We start from the raw sequence: 16,185 nt of genomic DNA, 5'->3' as shown, positions 1-16,185 counted from the left end.
ATGTTCCCTACTCTGTTCGCTTGTCTCCGCCGTCGGGCGCCGTGGCTCGCCGCCGCGTTACTGCTGCTGAGTCCTGCCGCCTTCGCCCAGCTTCCGGGGCTTATCAGTCAGCCGCTGGCCAACGGCGGCCAGAGCTGGTCGCTGCCGGTGCAGACGCTGGTGCTGTTGACCTCGCTGACCTTCCTGCCGGCGATGCTGCTGATGATGACCAGTTTTACCCGCATTATCATCGTACTGGGTCTGCTGCGTAACGCGCTGGGCACGCCTTCCGCGCCGCCGAACCAGGTGATGCTCGGGCTGGCGCTGTTCCTGACCTTCTTTATCATGTCGCCGGTGTTCGACAAGGTCTATCAGGAGGCGTACCTGCCCTTTAGTCAGGACAAGATCGGCCTTGATGCGGCGCTGGATAAAGGCGCGCAGCCGCTGCGCGAATTTATGCTGCGCCAGACCCGCGAAAGCGACCTGGCGCTGTACGCTCGTCTGGCCAACCAGCCGCCGCTGGCCGGGCCGGAGGCGGTACCGATGCGTATTCTGCTGCCCGCCTACGTCACCAGCGAACTGAAAACCGCTTTCCAGATTGGTTTTACGGTGTTTATTCCGTTCCTGATTATCGATCTAGTGGTCGCCAGCGTGCTGATGGCGCTAGGGATGATGATGGTGCCGCCGGCGACGATCTCGCTGCCGTTTAAGCTAATGCTGTTTGTGCTGGTGGATGGCTGGCAGCTGCTGCTCGGCTCGCTGGCGCAGAGCTTCTATTCCTGAACCGCCGGAGAACAATCATGACGCCAGAATCCGTGATGGCCATTGGCACCGAAGCGATGAAGGTCGCCCTGGCGCTGGCCGCCCCGCTGCTGCTGGCGGCGCTAATCAGCGGGCTGGTGGTCAGCCTGCTGCAGGCCGCCACCCAGATTAACGAGATGACCCTGTCGTTCATCCCCAAAATTCTCGCGGTCGTGGCGACGATTATTATCGCCGGGCCGTGGATGCTGAACCTGCTGCTGGACTATATGCGCACGTTATTCAGCAACCTGCCTAATATTATCGGCTAGCCGTGATCCCCTTTGACAGCGCCCAGCTTAGCGAATGGCTCAGCCAGTATTTCTGGCCGCTGCTGCGTATTCTGGCTCTCATCAGCACCGCGCCGGTACTGAGTGAAAAGCAGATCAGCAAAAAGGTGAAAATCGGCCTCGGCGGCCTGATTGCGATACTGATCGCCCCAACGCTGCCCGCCAACGCGATCCCCATTATCTCTGCTGCCGGTTTATGGCTGGCGATTCAGCAGATCCTGATCGGCGCGGCGCTGGGGCTGACGATGCAGCTGGCTTTCGCCGCGGTACGCCTCGCCGGCGAAGTCATCGGCATGCAGATGGGGCTATCGTTCGCCACCTTCTTCGACCCCAGCGGCGGCCCCAATATGCCGGTGCTGGCACGGCTGCTGAACCTGCTGGCAATGCTGCTGTTTTTAAGCTTTGACGGCCACCTGTGGCTTATCTCGCTGCTGGCCGACAGCTTCCATACCCTGCCGATCCAGAGCCAGCCGCTAAACGGCAACGGTTTCCTGGCGCTCGCCCAACTGGGTTCGTTAATCTTTATCAACGGCATGATGCTGGCGTTACCGCTGATTTGTCTGTTGCTCACGCTCAATATCGCTTTGGGTCTGCTCAACCGCATGACGCCGCAGCTGTCGGTATTCGTGATCGGTTTCCCGGTGACCATGACCTTTGGCATTATGACCCTCGGCATGATGATGCCGATGCTGGCCCCCTTCTGCGAACACCTGTTTGGCGAGATGTTCGATCGCCTGGCGGCCGTTATCGGCGGTATGACGTTTTAACCCTGCCGTTATTTCCCTCTTTTTCGCCGGACAAAATGGCAATAAAAAACGTTTACTGGGATAAAAGCCTGGAAAAACGTTTTTATTGCTACTAAGGTCCGAATGTTCATAGCGGCTTGAATTAAAAAATAGCCACCCTACAATAAAACCTGAATTTGATTGTTAGTGAATTTTATTTTTTAGAAAAATTAAAACCTCGGGAAACGCAGAATATTTTTATGCGTGGGTTTAGTGCATCTTTAATAAAATAAGGAGCGACATCATGATTAAGGCGAAAGGTAACCGTATAGCGCGGCGTGTATTAGGCCTGCCCCACTGGGAAAGTAACCGATTTAAAATCGTGCTGGCCGACACTGCCGCTGGCGGAAAATGGAAAGTGGTGAAGAAAAAGAAATAATCCTGACTGGCAATTGTTCTTTGCGCAACATAATTCCAAATTGCACAGTATCGTAGCCCCGGTAAGCGCTCGCGCCGCCGGGGATTTTGAGGCCACCAACACCGGCAGTTTCAGTTCGCAATGGTACGAGTCGTAGACCGTAGGCCGGATTAGGCGCAGCCGCCATCCGGCGCGAAAGTAGCTCTTTACCCGCGGTTATTGCCCGGCGGCGCTACGCTTGCGCGGGCCTACAGATCACATGCCGTGGTAGATACTGTTATCGGTTTGCAACTTTTTTAATGGTTTTTCCCGGACGCGGCGCGTTGCGCCTTCTCCGGGCTACCAAATCGCAAAGCGCAGTAGCCACCCACCGGGGGATTTTGATGCCACTAACACCGGCAGTTTCAGTTCGCAATGGTACGTTCCGTAGGTCGGGTAAGGCGTTAGCCGCCACCCGACAAAAATATTCCTGTCGGTTTCCATTCTACATTTGACCATAGAAGATATAGATATTGCCTGGTTCGGAAAAACAAAAGAATTAATAAAACAGTCAAGGAGAAATAACTCCTCTTTACTCTATGATTACTTTCTTTAAACGAATACGCTCACACAGCATGACGCAGCGCCCGTATTCCCTTTCCAGTCTGACGGCGCAGCAACGCCCGCAGCGTTGACACTTCTGAATAACCCACGTCAGCGGTAATCGTCTCAATATCTTTCCCCTCGGCAAGCAGCTGCTTTACTCGTTCGACCCGCAATTGCTGGAAAAAAGCCAACGGTGATTTCCCCAGCGCGGCCTCCATTCTGCGCTGTAAGGTGCGTGGATGCACGTTAAGCGCGCCGGCAGCCGCCTGCAGGGAAAATCCCTGCGCCAGATGCGCTCGCGACCAGTGCGCAAAGCGGTTGATCAGGTCATCGGCATGCTGAGGATAACCTGCCGGCAGGCGTGAAACCTGAGGATGGCGGATATCAGCCGCCATCGCTTTTGCCAGCAAATCGGCAAGCGGCGGGCTGCTCTGGCGAATCAGCCACAGCGCCAGCTCCACATGGCCCATCATTGCGCCGGGAAGGATCGGCGCAGCCGCATTGAGCCATGACGCAGCGGCGGTCTGCTCATTGAGCAAACGGCTATCCGCCAGGATGAAGGTATTTAAACAGGCGGCGGCAATTTTAACGCCGCGCTTCGCCATGTTTTGCAAAAACCGCTTAGCGTCAGCAATATCGTGCCAGCCATCCGGTGGCGATTGTCGTGCGTGAACGTTGATCGCCGGCACCACAATCCAGTCGGGATAATCCAAACCCGATGCCTGATGAGCAGGAATACTCAACCCATGGGCTGATTTAACCTGCCCGGTCACGGCAATCATTTGCACCTCAAAGCGAGAAATATTCATGCTCTGGCGTCGCGCCATATCATTGGCCGCGGCGAACGTATCCAGCAACGTCGCTAAGCCGGTGTCGAAAACGCCATCCAGAGTCAGAATATTTATCTTCATGTCGTTAATGGTATTGAAATTGTCATTTTTGCATATGGTTCTATTTTAACCTTAGCCATAGACTTTCCTCTATCGTTATTAATTACCAGACTCAATTGCCATGAAAAATAATCCTGAACTGATTATCCTTGCGTTAATTTGTCTGCTAACGGTTATGATGTGGATCCCCTATATTATTGCCAGAGCCACGCGCGTTAACGTCGCGCCCGCGGCGGGAAACGGCCATTCGCCATCAACCGGGCTGGCGCCCTGGGCGCAGCGTGCGCAAAAGGCGCATGCCAACGCGGTAGAAAACCTCGTTATTTTTGCCCCACTGGTTGTGGTCGCCGCGTTACTTAACGTCAATAACGCCATAACGTTAATTGCGGCTAAAGTTTATTTGCTCGCGCGCATTGTCCATTATATTGCGCATACCGCCGGGATCCCCGTTATCCGAACGCTCGCCTTTCAGGCCGGTTTTGTCGCGACGGTTACCATAGCGATAGTTATTTTAAGTTCGGTTTTTTGAGGTTAAAAACTCCCGGCATTCTCTGCCAACGCCAGGCTTTGTAGCGCCGTCTTAAGCCATTTGGTTGCTCCTCGCTGCCCGCCGCGTTTATGGGAATAGATCTTCACGGTGAACGGGCTTATGGCGAACGGCAAAGGAAAAATCGCGATCGGGGCGGCATGAAGGAACTTCTCTGCGGCATAACGAGGAATCGCCATTAACAGATCGCTTTGCGCCACAATAAACGGCGCGCTGAGCATCGAGGGGGTTCTGAGCGCTATCTGCCGCGTATAGCCTAATTCCTGCAGGCGTAAATCCAACACTCCCTGCTTTTCATTCCACGGCGTGACCACCAGATGCCGCGCGGCGAGATAATCCGCCAGCGTCAGCGCCGTGCGACGGGTATTGCTGATAACCACGTACTCATCCTCAAACCAGTCAATTTCCTCCAGTTCATGATGACGGATATCTTCAGCGGTGCTGAAGCCCAGCGCCAGATCCACCTCTCCCGCCAGCAGCTCCGTCAGCGCCGGGCTATGCGGCAAATAACGGAGTTCAAAACGCAGTCCCGGCGCTTCACTCTGCAGCTTTTGCATCAGCGCAGGGAAAATGCATAACGCGGTGAAATCGGTAATAGCTATCTGGATCCGCTCGGTGCTGTCGGCGGCAATAAACTCTGGCTGTCGCGTGAGTTCCTGATTAAGCAATTTCAATACTGAAGCGATGGAGGGCGCGAGCTGAGTGGCATAGACGCTCGGGCACATCCGATGTCCTTCGCGAAAAAACAACGGATCGTTCAGCCCCACGCGCAGCCGCGACAGCGCGTGGCTCAACGCGGAGGTACTCATCGCCAGCTCATCTGCGGCAAGACGAACGGAACAGTGGCGATAGATGGCATCAAAAACGAGCAGCAGATTGAGATCGAGGCGTCTGAGCGCCGGATGCATAATATTCATCATTGGGTGATTTCATTGCACTTAATTCTTCTGACAATACCCCCTATGCTTAGCGTCATCAATATCGTTAACGTGTGAAAACGACAGGAAAAATTATGGGTATTACGATTAGACAGGCCCGTGCGGATGACGCTTCCGCCATCTACAACATGATTTATGAACTGGCGGTGTACGAAAAAGCCCCGCAGGAAGTGGTCACCACCCCCGAAGAGATCCGCGAAACCCTGTTTGGCGACGACAGTAAAACCGAAGCGCTGATCTGCGAAATTGACGGTAAAACGGCGGGCTATGCCGTGTTCTTCACCAGCTATTCAACCTGGCTCGGACGCAACGGTATTTATATGGAAGATTTGTATATCTCACCGGACTATCGCGGCCAGGGCGCGGGTCGAGCGCTGCTAAAAACCATTGCCCGGTATGCGGTTGCGCGCCGCTGCGGACGCCTTGAGTGGAGCGTGCTGGACTGGAACCAGCCGGCCATTGATTTTTACCTCAGTATTGGCGCCGCGGCGCAAAGCGAATGGGTCCGCTATCGCCTCGATGGCGAAGCGCTGGTTAATTTTGCGGAGCAATAACATTGCTCACAGCATCACTCATCTTGCTCTTTGCAAAAAGCACAGCAGCCCCGAAAGAGCGGAGCTGCTGAAAGACAAGTTAGTACGCTGTTTCAGTCTGCGATGAATCCTGCACTACCTGTAGAATATTGGCCGCGGCGGCGGTACCCATTTTGACGTAAGAGGCGTCGCTTACGCCGCCAACGTGCGGAGATAGAATGACATTTTCGACCCGCTCCCAGATGTGCGGCGCGGTGAGTGGTTCGCTGTTAAAGCTATCGAGCGCCGCCCAGCGCAACGCCCCTCCTTTTAGTGCCGCTGCCAGCGCTGCATCGTCGATTAATCCGCCCCGCGCGGTATTGACCAGGATGGCGCCGGGTTTACACTGTGCCAGGGTAACGGCATTTATCATTCCCCGATTTTGCTGCGTTAAGGGACAATGAAGGGAGACAACATCAGCCTGCGTGAGAAGGTCTTTGAGTACATCAACACGTTCGCATCCGGGAGGAACCGTGGCGGCATACGGATCGTAAGCCAGCACCTTCATACCGAAGGCGCCGGCAATTTTCGCCACGCGGCTGCCAATCGCGCCCAGACCAATCAGCCCCAGCGTTTTGCCCTCCAGTTCGAGCGATCTATGCGTCGATTTATCCCAGTGCCCTTCGCGCAGGCGGCGGTCAAGCGGAATGATTGACTTGGCGCAGGCCAGAATTAATGCCCAGGCGTGTTCTGAAACCGCCGCGGCGTTAGCGCCTGTCGCCGCGCGAACCATAATGCCGCGCGCCGCCGCCGCTTCGACGTCAATGACATCAATGCCGCTGCCATGCTTGGAAATGACCTTCAACGCCGGAGCGGCATCCATCACAGATGCCGTAATCTTGCCATAGCGCACTAATATGGCGACCGGATTATGCTGCTGACATAATGCTATCAATTGGTTTTCTGTTGGTTGGCGGCCAGCAAATACGAGTTCATAATCTTCCAGCATGCCGAACGCGGCTTCAGCCAAATCGCTGCCGGTTACCAGTACGACTTTTTTATCGCTCATGGCAATGCCTCCCCTTCGCTCAGCATACCCGCCTGACGCAACGCGTTCTCCAGCCAGTGCGGGCGAAGATCGCCGTCGTGGATGGCCGACAGACGTTTGACTTCCCCTTCCAGTTTACCTTTCGCCAACTCAATGATGGCGCGTACTTCATCGCGGGGGATAACCACCACGCCGTCAATATCCCCTACCACCAGGTCACCCGCCTGCACCGCGGCGCCCGCGACCGAGATAGCATGATTGACCCGGCCGGGAATGAACTTGGTGGGACCACACGGATTAAGACCGGCAGCGAAAACAGGAAAGTTTTGTTTACTTAAGGTTTCAGCATCGCGAACTGCGCCGTCAATGATGATACCTGCGATGCCGCTGGCCTGCGCCTGTGTGGCCATGATCTCACCGAGTAAAGCGCAGGAGAGATCGCCTTTGCCGTCTATCACCAGCACATCGCCAGGTTTAGCGACGGCCATCGCAGCGTGAATCGCCAGGTTATCTCCCGGGCGGACCTCTACGGTAATCGCCGGGCCGGCCACAGCCATATGTGGCGCCAGTGGCTTGATACGGCCATGTAATGTGCCGCGGCGTCCGGCCACGTCAGCGAGAATCGCCGCCTGATATTCAGCGGCCTGACGGACCTCCTCCGCGCTAACGCGCTCAATATCCACATTTATTAATTTCTGTTGTGATGCAGGCATGGTTAGTCTCCATTTGTTTTACTATATACAACACAGATGTACTATATAAAACAACTATACGAGCATTGCTTCTCTTTTCGCCAGCGCTGAGAGCGTGTTTGTGATGTAAACACGATGTTAATCACAAAATTCAGGTACAATTTTGTTCGGCCAAAAGGAGAAAATGATGGGGAATGAAGGCGTAATTGCCGTTGAAAAGGCGCTCGCTTTACTGGATTGCTTCCGTCCGGGTAATGACAGCCTGACGTTAACTGAGCTGGCCCAGCTTTCGGGATACCACAAAACCACCGTTTATCGCTTAATGAATTCGCTTGAGCGTATGAGCTACATTATCCGGCATGACGATGGCACCTATACGCTCGGCCACCGTCTGCTCTATCTCGGCAAGCTTTATGAGCAATCATTTCAGCTTGCGAGAATTGTACAGCCGGAATTGCAGGCGCTGTCTCAGGCCTCCAGTGAGAGCGCGAGCTGGTATGTGATAGAGGGCGGCCAACGACTGTGTCTGTTCCGCGCCGAAGCTTCAGAGGGATTACGCCATAGCAACCTGCCCGGCAGCCAGTTCCCACTGGATGGTTCCGCGATCAGCAAAGTTTTACGTCATTGGGGACTGGGTGAGGCGCTGCCGGAAGACGAAGAAACGCTGCCGTTCTATACCTCTGGCGCGCGCGATCCGCACACCTCCGCCTTCGCGATGCCGGTTTTTGGCGTCCACGATAACCCCATCGCGGCACTGGCGCTGACAGGACCGTCATCGCGTCTGACTGCGGACCGTAAAGAGAGCGGTCTCAGCCAGCTAATGCGCGAGACGGCCAACCGCCTGTCGATCAAGTTAGGGGCCAGTAAATCCTTCTGCGAAACGTTTTACGGTATACAAGAATAACGTATGTTGAAAAGGCGGGAAAAATCCCGCCTGTGCTTATTAATGGGTGACCGGTTTTTCCTGACCGGCAGGCTGCGAGTAACGGCGTCCCATGATCAGCACCGCGATGCCGCCTGCCAGGCACAATCCAGCCAGTGGTAGCATCGCCAGCGTATGGCTTCCTGTCTGTTCGCTAATCACACCATAGGCATTCACCATCACCACTCCGCCAATCAGGTTGGCTATCGCGCCGATTGCCGCCAGCCCCGCAGCGGCTGACGTGCTGCTCATCCAGCCTGAGGCCAGCGCCCAGAATGGCCCCTTCGCCGAATAAGCGCCAATTAATATGGTACTGAGAATAACAATGGTAATCGGCAGCGACAGATTGATGAACGCCGCGAACACGCCAGCCGCAATCATAAAGAGGGTGAGAGCCGTGTGCCAGCGGCGTTCATTGGTGCGATCCGAACTCCGCCCCCAGACAATCATCAGCACCGAGGCCAGACCATAGGGGATGGCATTGAGCAGCCCGGTAGTCAGGTTATCAAGATGGAAAGACTTCAGTAGCTGTGGAGACCAGACGCTAAGCGTGGTGCCAGCAGACGACGCGCCCGCGTATATCAGCGCCATCAGCCAGATTTGGCGATGCTTTAACAGTTGCCATGTGCTGATGTGACCGATCTGTTTCTGCTGTTGGCGCTCTGCCTGAAGCGTGTTTTCCAGCCACGCTTTCTGCCGCTCGTTCAACCAGCCAGCCTGATGTGGGCGGTCACGCAGGAGAAAAAATGCGGCTATCCCCAGCAGCACCGCAGGCAGCCCCTCAATGATGAATAACAGATGCCAGCCGCGTAACCCGAACCAGCCATCCAGCGTCAGGATCAACCCTGAAAGCGGTGAACCGATAAAGTTAGCCAGCGGAATGGCCACCATAAAAGAGGCAATAATGCGCGCACGGTAACGCGAAGGGATCCACCAGGTAAGATAGAGCACCACGCCCGGGAAAAAGCCCGCTTCCGCCGCTCCCAGCAGAAAACGCACGATATAAAGGGAGGTTGTATTTTGCACCAGCGCCATGCACATCGATACCACGCCCCAACTGATCATTATCCGCGGGAGCCACAATCGCGCGCCCACCTTCTGCATCGCCAGGTTGCTGGGAACTTCAAATATAAAGTAGGCGACAAAATACAAGCTGCTGGCGAAGCCAAAAGCCGCCTTGCTCAAGCCCAGATCCTCATTCATCTGTAGCGCCGCCATACCAATATTGCCCCGGTCAATAATCGAGACCAGGTAGCTGACAATCAAAAAGGGCAGGATGCGCCAGATAACCCGCCGCATGGTCTCTTTTTCCAGCGCGTCGTTGTCGATAGCGCTATTCGGTAATTGATCGGTCATTGTTTCCTCGCAGGGTTTCATTATGTTTATCAGGAAAACGATGTAGAGATGAAATACGTTACTTCAGCTTGATGCCCCTGGTTTCCGGCGCTCGCCACACCACCAGCATCGCCGCAAGGAAGGCGACCACGGTCGTCGCCAGTCCCGCGGTGAAACCGCCGGCGTTGGCGACGGCGCCAATCAGTAGCGGCGCGATAAATCCGCCCAGCCGGCCGCCATTGTAGGCAAGCCCCATCAGGAAACCGCGCGATGACGTGTCTCCAATGATTTCTGCAAGGAAGGGTCCCGAGCCCGCAAAAATACCATTAACACCAAAACCGGCCATGAAAATCGCCACCATCAGAATGAAGGGTTGAGTGGTCACAAGGTAAAGCGCGACGGCAATGGCGCCCGTTAACAGATAAATCAGGAACATCGGACGGCGTCCCCATTTATCTGCCAGCACCGAAAACACCAGAAAACCCGCGATGGCCCCAGCCTGCAGCGCAAGTACAAATTTCAGACTGTGCAGAAAATCCAGGTGTTTTACTTCTCGCAGATAGGTGGGTGTCCAGGTAAATACGCCCCAGAACAGATACTGAATAAAAAAGATAAAGACAAAGGCCAGCAGCAGACCTTTCAGATTGTGTTTACCCAGCTTCGCGACAGGTTGACTACTCGTCGCCTTCGCCTGTTGACGAGCAAGCCAAACCTGCGATTCCGGCGTGAACCGGGCCACCACGCTCATAATGAACACCGGCAGCGCGCCGATCATAAACAGATAGCGCCATGCGCCCTGCTCCAGGCCGCCATTAACCGAGCTCACGATTGCCGTCAGGCTGATGGCCAGAATCGCGCCAACGGGCAACCCCATTTGCATCAGCGCCCCGCCGCGCGCGCGCCGCTCTGGCCGCCAGGTTTCCGCAATCAGCGCCGCGCCCGATGTCCACATTCCGCCCATACCCAGCGCGCCGCAAAAACGTAAAAGCGCGAAATGTTGTTGATCGTGCGTAAAGGCTAACAGGCCGGAAAAGAGTGAATAGATGGCGATACAGGTCAGCGCCGTTTTTACACGGCCAATTTTGTCGGCGATAAAACCAAACAGGATCCCGCCAATAATCTGCCCCCCGGCCGTGACGCTGATAAACAGCCCAAGCTCGGTTTTATTAATACCGAACACCACGCCCAGTACCGGCAATAGCAGCGAAAGCAGGAAGGAGTCGTAGCTTTCAAATGTCCAGCCAAGGCCGCCCAACGCCAGCGTCCGCCTCTCAGCAACGCGTTGTGGCAATGTGTCAGGCGTCGATTTAGTCGCAGTAAATTGATTCAGCTCGCTTTTACTGGTCATTGATATTCTCCACAGAGGTTAACCGATAACAGGTTGCGGCAGTGCGCCAGAACAACTGCGCCTGTTCGCCAGGGGACATCTGTTGCGCCAAGCGTTTGCAGGCGTTCCAGAAAACGCCGTAGCTGAACATGCCTTTATCGACCGGAAAGTTGCTGGCGAACATGCAGCGTTCCGCACCGAAAAGCGAAACAATGGTCTCAAACCACGGTTGCCAGGCCTGTGCCAGCATTTGCGAATCCGGCGGTGTTTCTGCCGCTGCGAAGGGAAATCCCCTGACCGTCATACCAAATCCGCTAATTTTTACGCATACGTTCGGTAGTTCCGCCAGATGTCGCATACTGTTTCGCCACTGCTGAAACATGTCTGGATCCCTTTCTGAATAGGGTCCAACGCCGACTGGCCCGCCACAGTGATCGAGCACAATCTGAAGCGTTGGTATGTGCCGCGCCAGCTCGGCAATTTCATCCAGTTGCGTGTGGTAAACCCACACATCAAGCGACAATCCATTTTTCGCAAGGCAGAGAGCGCCCCGACGGAACGGGTCGCTCAGCGCCAGTCCTGCTGGTGGCGTAACCGGGCTGGACGTGACCCGCGGATCCGGATGCCAGGCCAGTGGATTACGCATTCCGCGCAACCGCCCGCCTGATAAAGCCAGCGCGCTCTCGATGGCAGGCTGCATCGCATCGCCCGCCAGCAAGCTAAGGCCGCCGATGATGGCTTCACATCCGAGAGCGTTTGCATAATGTCCGCTGGCGAACATCGCGGCTATCCCGCTGGCAAACTCGATTTCACCAAGCGGTTTCAACGTTTCCGGCCCGTGGCGGCGCAGCATAGAGCGGCACTGCACGTAGACCGATGAGTAAACGCGATGCCCTGAGGTCTGGATATCGTCGCTGAACTCATGGGTGAGATAGCGTCCGGTTTGCCTATCCCAGAGATGATGATGCGCATCAATGATGGGCAGCTCGGGTTGTAGTGGCGCCTCACGATGTAACGCAAGCCACTCGTTTCTGACCGCAAGATGCGGTGCGGTAACGATCTCCATGAACACCTCGCCTTTGTTGTACTATGTACAACCGTGTTTTATTTTACAAAACTACTATAACGAGGCTGTCGCGTTTTTATCCAGTTAACGATTGGTTTAAATGATGTAAATAAGAGGTGAATCACAGATGTTTAAAGTCGGTAAAGAAGGAGAACGTTGAGAAAAAACAAAAATAAATTAAATTTCAATAATTTATAAAATAACGCCACCCGTCGCAGCCAGATATCTGGCAAACCTTACGTCTGCCAGACCCGCTCACGTTGTCCATTTACCGATGACTATTCGATGAGTAAAGCGTTATATCGCTCTTGGGCTTTTCAGCTTCCAGACCAGCGCCATGCCGCAGATCATCGCCACCGCCGCCAGTAATGCCAGTGACGAAAGACCAAACCTTGCCGATACCAGGCCGCCGACAAGCGCGCCAGTGCCGATGGCAGCATTGAAAATAGCGACATATAAGGCGGATGCGGGCTGCGTCGCCTCCCCTGCGCTTTGTAGCAGCCAGGTTTGCAAGCCAACGAACACGATAGCCATGCCCGCGCCCCATATGCCGAGCAATACCGCGGTGAACCAAAGAGGAAGCGAGGACAGGCTCTTCATCCCCAGCATCCCCAGCGCGCCTGCGCTGAGCAGCAGTGATGTCATAATCAGCAACCTGATATGTCGATCGATGAGTTTGCCGGCGATGATATTTCCCAGCAGCCCGGAAAGTCCTGACATCAGCAGCAGCGCGGAAATCGCCGATGTCGGTATACCTCGGGTTTGCGTGAGCAACGGCTCAAGATAGGTGAAGGCTGCAAAATGCGCGGAAATAACGCAGGCTGTAGCGCCGAACAATGAAAGCAGTAGCGGATTCTTAACTATCCCAACGTAAACCTTCAGCCTCAACGGCTGCGGAGCCGCCAGCGTGGGAAGCGTCCAGAGCAAAGCCACGGCGGTGGCTAGTGAGAGCAGTGAAATCGCGCTGAATGCCTGTCGCCAGCCGACCATGTCGGCAATAAAGCTCGATAGCGGCACGCCCAACACGCTGGCCGCCGAAACACCGGCGAAAATCACCGAGGTGGCCAGCCCCAGTTTATCAACCGGTACCAGTTGTACCGCCACGGTGCCTATTAGCGCCCAGAATGCGCCATGCGCCAGCGCCCCTGTCATCCGCGCCGTCATAAATGTCTGCATAGTGTGCGACTGGGTCGCCGCCAGACAAGAAAATGCGAGGATTAACATCAACACAATCAACAACGCCTTACGTGAAATCCTGGCGGGGATCGCGCCGGCCAGTAAAGCGGCCAGCGCGGCTACCCAGCCATAAGCGGTGACGGCAAGACCCGCTCCCGCCTGCGACTGATGCAAATCGTTCGCCAGCGCGCTGAGCATACCGACCGGCGCCAGCTCGCTGGTCACAATCGAAAATGCGCTGACGCCCAGCGCAGCTACGGCGAACCATGCGCGCATTGGCGTTGGGTTAGCCTGTAAAACAAGGTCGTTCATGTCTTCTGTATCCCGGTGAAAATGGCTGAAAAGGAGTTGGCTTGCCTGATACGCTAGAGTTTCCGCGTCGTTGCTTATTGCCTTCTCTTGAGGTGCAGTGCAGTATCATTCCAGGAGAAGTGATAAAATAGCCATGAAAACGGAGAGCCGTTTTCCAAAAATGGAAAATAATGAAAGCAGATTTTAACTGGGACGATACGCGGATTTTTCTGGCTGTGGCCCGCTCAGGTACGCTAAGCGGCGCGGCAGAAACTATGGATATGGGCATCGCAACCCTGTCAAGAAGACTCGACCGGCTGGAAAAATCATTGGCCGTCCCCCTTTTCAGCCGGCATCAAAGCGGCTACCGGCTAACGGATGATGGCGAGGCGCTGCTGGCGCGAGCAGAGGCGCTCGAGCATGCAGGGCTCGCTTTTGGCGAGACGGCGAGGCTGCAGGGGAATGTTGCCGGGCTGGTCCGGCTGGCTACCTCGGACAATCTGGCGGCGCATTTTATTCTGCCTTCACTCAACGGCTTGATGGAAAAATATCCCGACCTGCGGGTCGAGGTGCTCAGCGGCGTGCAATCCGTCAACCTGCATCGACGGGATGCCGATTTAGCCATTCGAATGGTCAAACCGGAAAGCGGCAACCTGACGCTGAAGCGTCTCGGGAAGGTGGGGTTTGGTCTGTACAGCGCCGATACCGGACAAGCAGGCTCTACCGACGTCGCGTTCAATCACGCTCACTACATAGGCTGGCCAGAATCACACCAGCATCTGCCCGCCGCGCGCTGGATAACTCGGACGCTTCGCGGCAGGCCGTGCCGGGTGGAAGCCAACACGCTGCTGGCGCAGCTGTCGGCGGTTTCAGCCGGCCTGGGGTTGGGCGTGTTGCCACACTTTATGGCGCGGAAAAATGGCCTGCAGTGCGTGAATGCGGATATCGGCGTCGACCAAACCCTATGGCTGGTGATGCATTCCGATTTAGCCCACTCGCGGCGCGTCAGAGTGGTGGCCGATCATTTAATTGCCCTGTTTGATGAGATTAAAGATCAGCTGACATCGCCATAACTCTGTAAGCGCTCGCCGCCAGATACAGCCCGATGCCGTAGGCCAGGTGCGCCACCAGGCTCAGCGAACGCGCCAGCCACGGTCGGGGAGTCCGTGAGGCCGCGACGCCAAAACCAAATGCGGGCTGCAGGATCAAGAACGGCGCGAATAAGGTTACGACCCCTGACAACAGCGCTGTCGCCAGAGTGGGGGCATAAAACCAATCGGCGCCGCTCAACACAAGCGGCACCGCCGCAAAAGCGATACCGATCAGATAATGGCATAACCAGCCGATAAAACGCTCACCCTCTAGCGGAGGGGTTGCGGCGATGGTGTTATGCCGCACTTTCCCCCGCGAAAGCCATAACGCCCAGCGACCGACCAGCGCATAGTTCAGCGGCGCAATCTTGAGTATATGCTTCTGAAAGAGCGACCATAAATCCATGACTAACGTGGCGCCGAGGCCCGTCAGCAAAATTTGCACAGCAACAATCATCTTCAATTTATTCTTCCTTTTTATGAGCCAATGCTACTCTGTTGACCAGTGTGCAACTTAAAGTGAGGTTTAAGTCAATCATGAAAGAACTGGATATCCGCGAGGTCGCGACGCTGTCCGGCATTACGCCTTCAGCGCTGCGTTTTTATGAAAAGAAAGGTTTGATCAAACCGATTGGTCGTCATGGTCTGCGAAGGCAGTACCATGAAAATGTGCTGAACAAGCTGGAACTGATCGTGCTGGGACAGGCCGCCGGCTTTTCGCTTTCTGAAATAGCCGGGATATTTAACGCTGACGGCAAGATAGCCATTGATAACCAACGGCTTGAGCAGCGCGCGCAGGAAATTGATAACACCATTCGTCGGTTACAGCTGTTAAGCCAGGGGCTAAAACACGCTGCCCGCTGTACTGCGCCGGAACATATGCAATGCCCTGAATTTAAAAAAATTATGGCGAAGGGCATTAGACTGTTTAAATGAACATCCCTGTATTGGGGCTTGCTGAGGAAGAATTAGCGCATTGAGGCGCGAGTCTTTATCCCCACGCTTTATTCTGGAGCACCACCCTGTAGCCATCTGGATCAACGAACGTTTGGCCATTGACATCCCAGTAAGGGTTAAAAGAATTCGTCAAGGTAAAGCCCGCTTCGCGCATTCTGGCGCAAGCATCCGACCACTCCTTCTTATCCGGGTAATACAGCACGAGTAAATCTTCCTCCGTCTGCAAGGGTTGCACGGGATGATACTGGCACCAGGTAAATTCTATATGCCAGCCGAGCCCCTGTCGCCCTAACATTATTCCATTAAAACCATCGTGATCGTTGAATTCAGCAATTTTGTGTAAGCCCAGTCCCTGGCAGTACATCAAACAGGACCGTGCAAGATCGGTGACGGGTTTGGCGATACGCATATGAGTAAACATCCTGGATTCTCCTGAAGAGGATACGGTGTGAAGGTTGGGATCCGGTTTGAGTTTACACGCTACGATGTGGTGAGTTTGTCGCTGAGAGCCCACCCGCTCTCTTCTCTAATCAGGCCCCCGAAAAAAAGGGCACCTCACCCCGCGTACACAGAGAGAACGGGATGTGGTGCCAAGGTG

At 55.0% G+C, this 16,185-nt stretch carries 19 protein-coding genes; 9 read left to right on the top strand and 10 right to left on the bottom strand.

Annotation, left to right across the window (positions count from 1 at the left end):
• The 4 genes from fliP to sra all read left to right on the top strand — a co-directional run bounded on the left by fliP (position 1) and on the right by sra (position 2,231).
• Positions 1–762, top strand: coding sequence for a flagellar type III secretion system pore protein FliP (fliP, locus tag PGS10_RS05455; protein ID WP_045397378.1), 762 nt, complete (start codon positions 1–3; stop codon positions 760–762).
• Positions 763–779: 17 nt separating this feature from the next.
• Positions 780–1,049: a flagellar biosynthesis protein FliQ gene (gene fliQ, locus PGS10_RS05450; protein ID WP_015367302.1), complete on the top strand. Its 270-nt coding sequence runs from the start codon at positions 780–782 to the stop codon at positions 1,047–1,049.
• Between the two features lie 2 nt (positions 1,050–1,051).
• The gene (fliR, locus tag PGS10_RS05445) at positions 1,052–1,834 is read left to right on the top strand and encodes a flagellar biosynthetic protein FliR (RefSeq protein WP_047043654.1); all 783 of its coding nucleotides are present in this window, start codon (positions 1,052–1,054) and stop codon (positions 1,832–1,834) included.
• 262 nt (positions 1,835–2,096) lie between these two features.
• Positions 2,097–2,231: a stationary-phase-induced ribosome-associated protein gene (gene sra, locus PGS10_RS05440; protein WP_072251507.1), complete on the top strand. Its 135-nt coding sequence runs from the start codon at positions 2,097–2,099 to the stop codon at positions 2,229–2,231.
• Between the two features lie 584 nt (positions 2,232–2,815).
• Here sra and PGS10_RS05435 read toward each other — a convergent pair.
• The gene (locus PGS10_RS05435; RefSeq protein WP_316422535.1) at positions 2,816–3,706 is read right to left on the bottom strand and encodes a helix-turn-helix domain-containing protein; all 891 of its coding nucleotides are present in this window, start codon (positions 3,704–3,706) and stop codon (positions 2,816–2,818) included.
• A 100-nt stretch (positions 3,707–3,806) separates the two neighbouring features.
• On the opposite strand from PGS10_RS05435, the gene PGS10_RS05430 reads away from it, so the two are divergent.
• Positions 3,807–4,214, top strand: coding sequence for an MAPEG family protein (locus PGS10_RS05430; protein WP_316422534.1), 408 nt, complete (start codon positions 3,807–3,809; stop codon positions 4,212–4,214).
• Positions 4,215–4,216: 2 nt separating this feature from the next.
• On the opposite strand, the gene PGS10_RS05425 is transcribed toward PGS10_RS05430, so the two are convergent.
• Positions 4,217–5,152, bottom strand: coding sequence for a LysR family transcriptional regulator (locus PGS10_RS05425; RefSeq protein ID WP_316422533.1), 936 nt, complete (start codon positions 5,150–5,152; stop codon positions 4,217–4,219).
• Positions 5,153–5,244: 92 nt separating this feature from the next.
• Between PGS10_RS05425 and PGS10_RS05420 the strand changes: the two genes are divergently transcribed.
• Positions 5,245–5,724, top strand: coding sequence for a GNAT family N-acetyltransferase (locus PGS10_RS05420; RefSeq protein ID WP_316422532.1), 480 nt, complete (start codon positions 5,245–5,247; stop codon positions 5,722–5,724).
• A 79-nt stretch (positions 5,725–5,803) separates the two neighbouring features.
• On the opposite strand, the gene PGS10_RS05415 is transcribed toward PGS10_RS05420, so the two are convergent.
• Together PGS10_RS05415 and PGS10_RS05410 are read right to left on the bottom strand one after the other, a co-directional pair.
• A complete protein-coding gene (locus PGS10_RS05415; RefSeq protein ID WP_316422531.1) occupies positions 5,804–6,751 on the bottom strand; it encodes a hydroxyacid dehydrogenase in 948 nt (315 codons plus the stop codon).
• Entirely contained in the window at positions 6,748–7,443 is a 696-nt protein-coding gene (locus tag PGS10_RS05410; protein ID WP_047043665.1) for a diguanylate cyclase, read from the bottom strand. Before PGS10_RS05410 ends, PGS10_RS05415 begins: the two co-directional genes overlap by 4 nt.
• Positions 7,444–7,609: 166 nt before the next feature.
• Here PGS10_RS05410 and PGS10_RS05405 point away from each other — a divergent pair, with 166 nt between their 5' ends.
• Positions 7,610–8,326 carry an IclR family transcriptional regulator gene (locus tag PGS10_RS05405; protein WP_045397874.1) on the top strand — a complete coding sequence of 239 codons (717 nt, stop codon included), beginning with the start codon at positions 7,610–7,612 and terminating at the stop codon, positions 8,324–8,326.
• Positions 8,327–8,365: 39 nt separating this feature from the next.
• On the opposite strand, the gene PGS10_RS05400 is transcribed toward PGS10_RS05405, so the two are convergent.
• From PGS10_RS05400 to PGS10_RS05385, 4 genes are all read right to left on the bottom strand, one after another.
• A complete protein-coding gene (locus PGS10_RS05400; RefSeq protein WP_063414546.1) occupies positions 8,366–9,700 on the bottom strand; it encodes an MFS transporter in 1,335 nt (444 codons plus the stop codon).
• Positions 9,701–9,758: 58 nt separating this feature from the next.
• Positions 9,759–11,027: an MFS transporter gene (locus PGS10_RS05395; protein ID WP_316422530.1), complete on the bottom strand. Its 1,269-nt coding sequence runs from the start codon at positions 11,025–11,027 to the stop codon at positions 9,759–9,761.
• A complete protein-coding gene (locus PGS10_RS05390) occupies positions 11,017–12,072 on the bottom strand; it encodes an amidohydrolase family protein (RefSeq protein WP_045397865.1) in 1,056 nt (351 codons plus the stop codon). The genes PGS10_RS05395 and PGS10_RS05390 overlap by 11 nt, the downstream gene beginning before the upstream one ends.
• 297 nt (positions 12,073–12,369) lie before the next feature.
• The gene (locus tag PGS10_RS05385; protein ID WP_316422529.1) at positions 12,370–13,560 is read right to left on the bottom strand and encodes an MFS transporter; all 1,191 of its coding nucleotides are present in this window, start codon (positions 13,558–13,560) and stop codon (positions 12,370–12,372) included.
• 170 nt (positions 13,561–13,730) lie between these two features.
• On the opposite strand from PGS10_RS05385, the gene PGS10_RS05380 reads away from it, so the two are divergent.
• Positions 13,731–14,612, top strand: a complete 882-nt coding sequence (locus PGS10_RS05380) for a LysR family transcriptional regulator (protein WP_045397858.1) — start codon at positions 13,731–13,733, stop codon at positions 14,610–14,612.
• Here the strand turns inward: PGS10_RS05380 and PGS10_RS05375 are convergent.
• Positions 14,587–15,087, bottom strand: a complete 501-nt coding sequence (locus PGS10_RS05375) for a DUF2938 domain-containing protein (protein WP_047043677.1) — start codon at positions 15,085–15,087, stop codon at positions 14,587–14,589. The genes PGS10_RS05380 and PGS10_RS05375 overlap by 26 nt on opposite strands.
• Positions 15,088–15,167: 80 nt before the next feature.
• Between PGS10_RS05375 and PGS10_RS05370 the strand changes: the two genes are divergently transcribed.
• Complete coding sequence (locus PGS10_RS05370; protein WP_410477086.1) at positions 15,168–15,566, top strand: helix-turn-helix domain-containing protein; 399 nt, start codon at positions 15,168–15,170, stop codon at positions 15,564–15,566.
• 55 nt (positions 15,567–15,621) lie between these two features.
• Here PGS10_RS05370 and PGS10_RS05365 read toward each other — a convergent pair whose 3' ends face one another.
• Entirely contained in the window at positions 15,622–16,008 is a 387-nt protein-coding gene (locus tag PGS10_RS05365) for a VOC family protein (protein ID WP_045397852.1), read from the bottom strand.
• Positions 16,009–16,185 lie beyond the last annotated feature (177 nt).

The sequence above is a fragment of the Klebsiella sp. 141153 genome (assembly GCF_032601995.1).
Taxonomy (GTDB): Bacteria; Pseudomonadota; Gammaproteobacteria; order Enterobacterales; family Enterobacteriaceae; genus Klebsiella; species Klebsiella aerogenes.
Note: the sequence above shows the minus strand (reverse complement) of the source record. Positions and strands in the feature narration are given on the sequence as shown.

What these genes read in the sequence shown, in the direction of transcription:
- PGS10_RS05370 (WP_410477086.1), top strand. Translation starts at nt 15,168, where the DNA reads ATGAAAGAACTGGATATCCGCGAGGTCGCGACGCTGTCCGGCATTACG.
- sra (WP_072251507.1), top strand. Translation starts at nt 2,097, where the DNA reads ATGATTAAGGCGAAAGGTAACCGTATAGCGCGGCGTGTATTAGGCCTG.
- PGS10_RS05390 (WP_045397865.1), bottom strand. Translation starts at nt 12,072, where the DNA reads ATGGAGATCGTTACCGCACCGCATCTTGCGGTCAGAAACGAGTGGCTT.
- fliQ (WP_015367302.1), top strand. Translation starts at nt 780, where the DNA reads ATGACGCCAGAATCCGTGATGGCCATTGGCACCGAAGCGATGAAGGTC.
- PGS10_RS05425 (WP_316422533.1), bottom strand. Translation starts at nt 5,152, where the DNA reads ATGATGAATATTATGCATCCGGCGCTCAGACGCCTCGATCTCAATCTG.
- PGS10_RS05400 (WP_063414546.1), bottom strand. Translation starts at nt 9,700, where the DNA reads ATGACCGATCAATTACCGAATAGCGCTATCGACAACGACGCGCTGGAA.
- PGS10_RS05435 (WP_316422535.1), bottom strand. Translation starts at nt 3,706, where the DNA reads ATGAAGATAAATATTCTGACTCTGGATGGCGTTTTCGACACCGGCTTA.
- PGS10_RS05420 (WP_316422532.1), top strand. Translation starts at nt 5,245, where the DNA reads ATGGGTATTACGATTAGACAGGCCCGTGCGGATGACGCTTCCGCCATC.
- PGS10_RS05415 (WP_316422531.1), bottom strand. Translation starts at nt 6,751, where the DNA reads ATGAGCGATAAAAAAGTCGTACTGGTAACCGGCAGCGATTTGGCTGAA.
- fliP (WP_045397378.1), top strand. Translation starts at nt 1, where the DNA reads ATGTTCCCTACTCTGTTCGCTTGTCTCCGCCGTCGGGCGCCGTGGCTC.
- PGS10_RS05430 (WP_316422534.1), top strand. Translation starts at nt 3,807, where the DNA reads ATGAAAAATAATCCTGAACTGATTATCCTTGCGTTAATTTGTCTGCTA.
- PGS10_RS05410 (WP_047043665.1), bottom strand. Translation starts at nt 7,443, where the DNA reads ATGCCTGCATCACAACAGAAATTAATAAATGTGGATATTGAGCGCGTT.
- PGS10_RS05380 (WP_045397858.1), top strand. Translation starts at nt 13,731, where the DNA reads ATGAAAGCAGATTTTAACTGGGACGATACGCGGATTTTTCTGGCTGTG.
- PGS10_RS05385 (WP_316422529.1), bottom strand. Translation starts at nt 13,560, where the DNA reads ATGAACGACCTTGTTTTACAGGCTAACCCAACGCCAATGCGCGCATGG.
- PGS10_RS05395 (WP_316422530.1), bottom strand. Translation starts at nt 11,027, where the DNA reads ATGACCAGTAAAAGCGAGCTGAATCAATTTACTGCGACTAAATCGACG.
- PGS10_RS05375 (WP_047043677.1), bottom strand. Translation starts at nt 15,087, where the DNA reads ATGATTGTTGCTGTGCAAATTTTGCTGACGGGCCTCGGCGCCACGTTA.
- PGS10_RS05405 (WP_045397874.1), top strand. Translation starts at nt 7,610, where the DNA reads ATGGGGAATGAAGGCGTAATTGCCGTTGAAAAGGCGCTCGCTTTACTG.
- PGS10_RS05365 (WP_045397852.1), bottom strand. Translation starts at nt 16,008, where the DNA reads ATGTTTACTCATATGCGTATCGCCAAACCCGTCACCGATCTTGCACGG.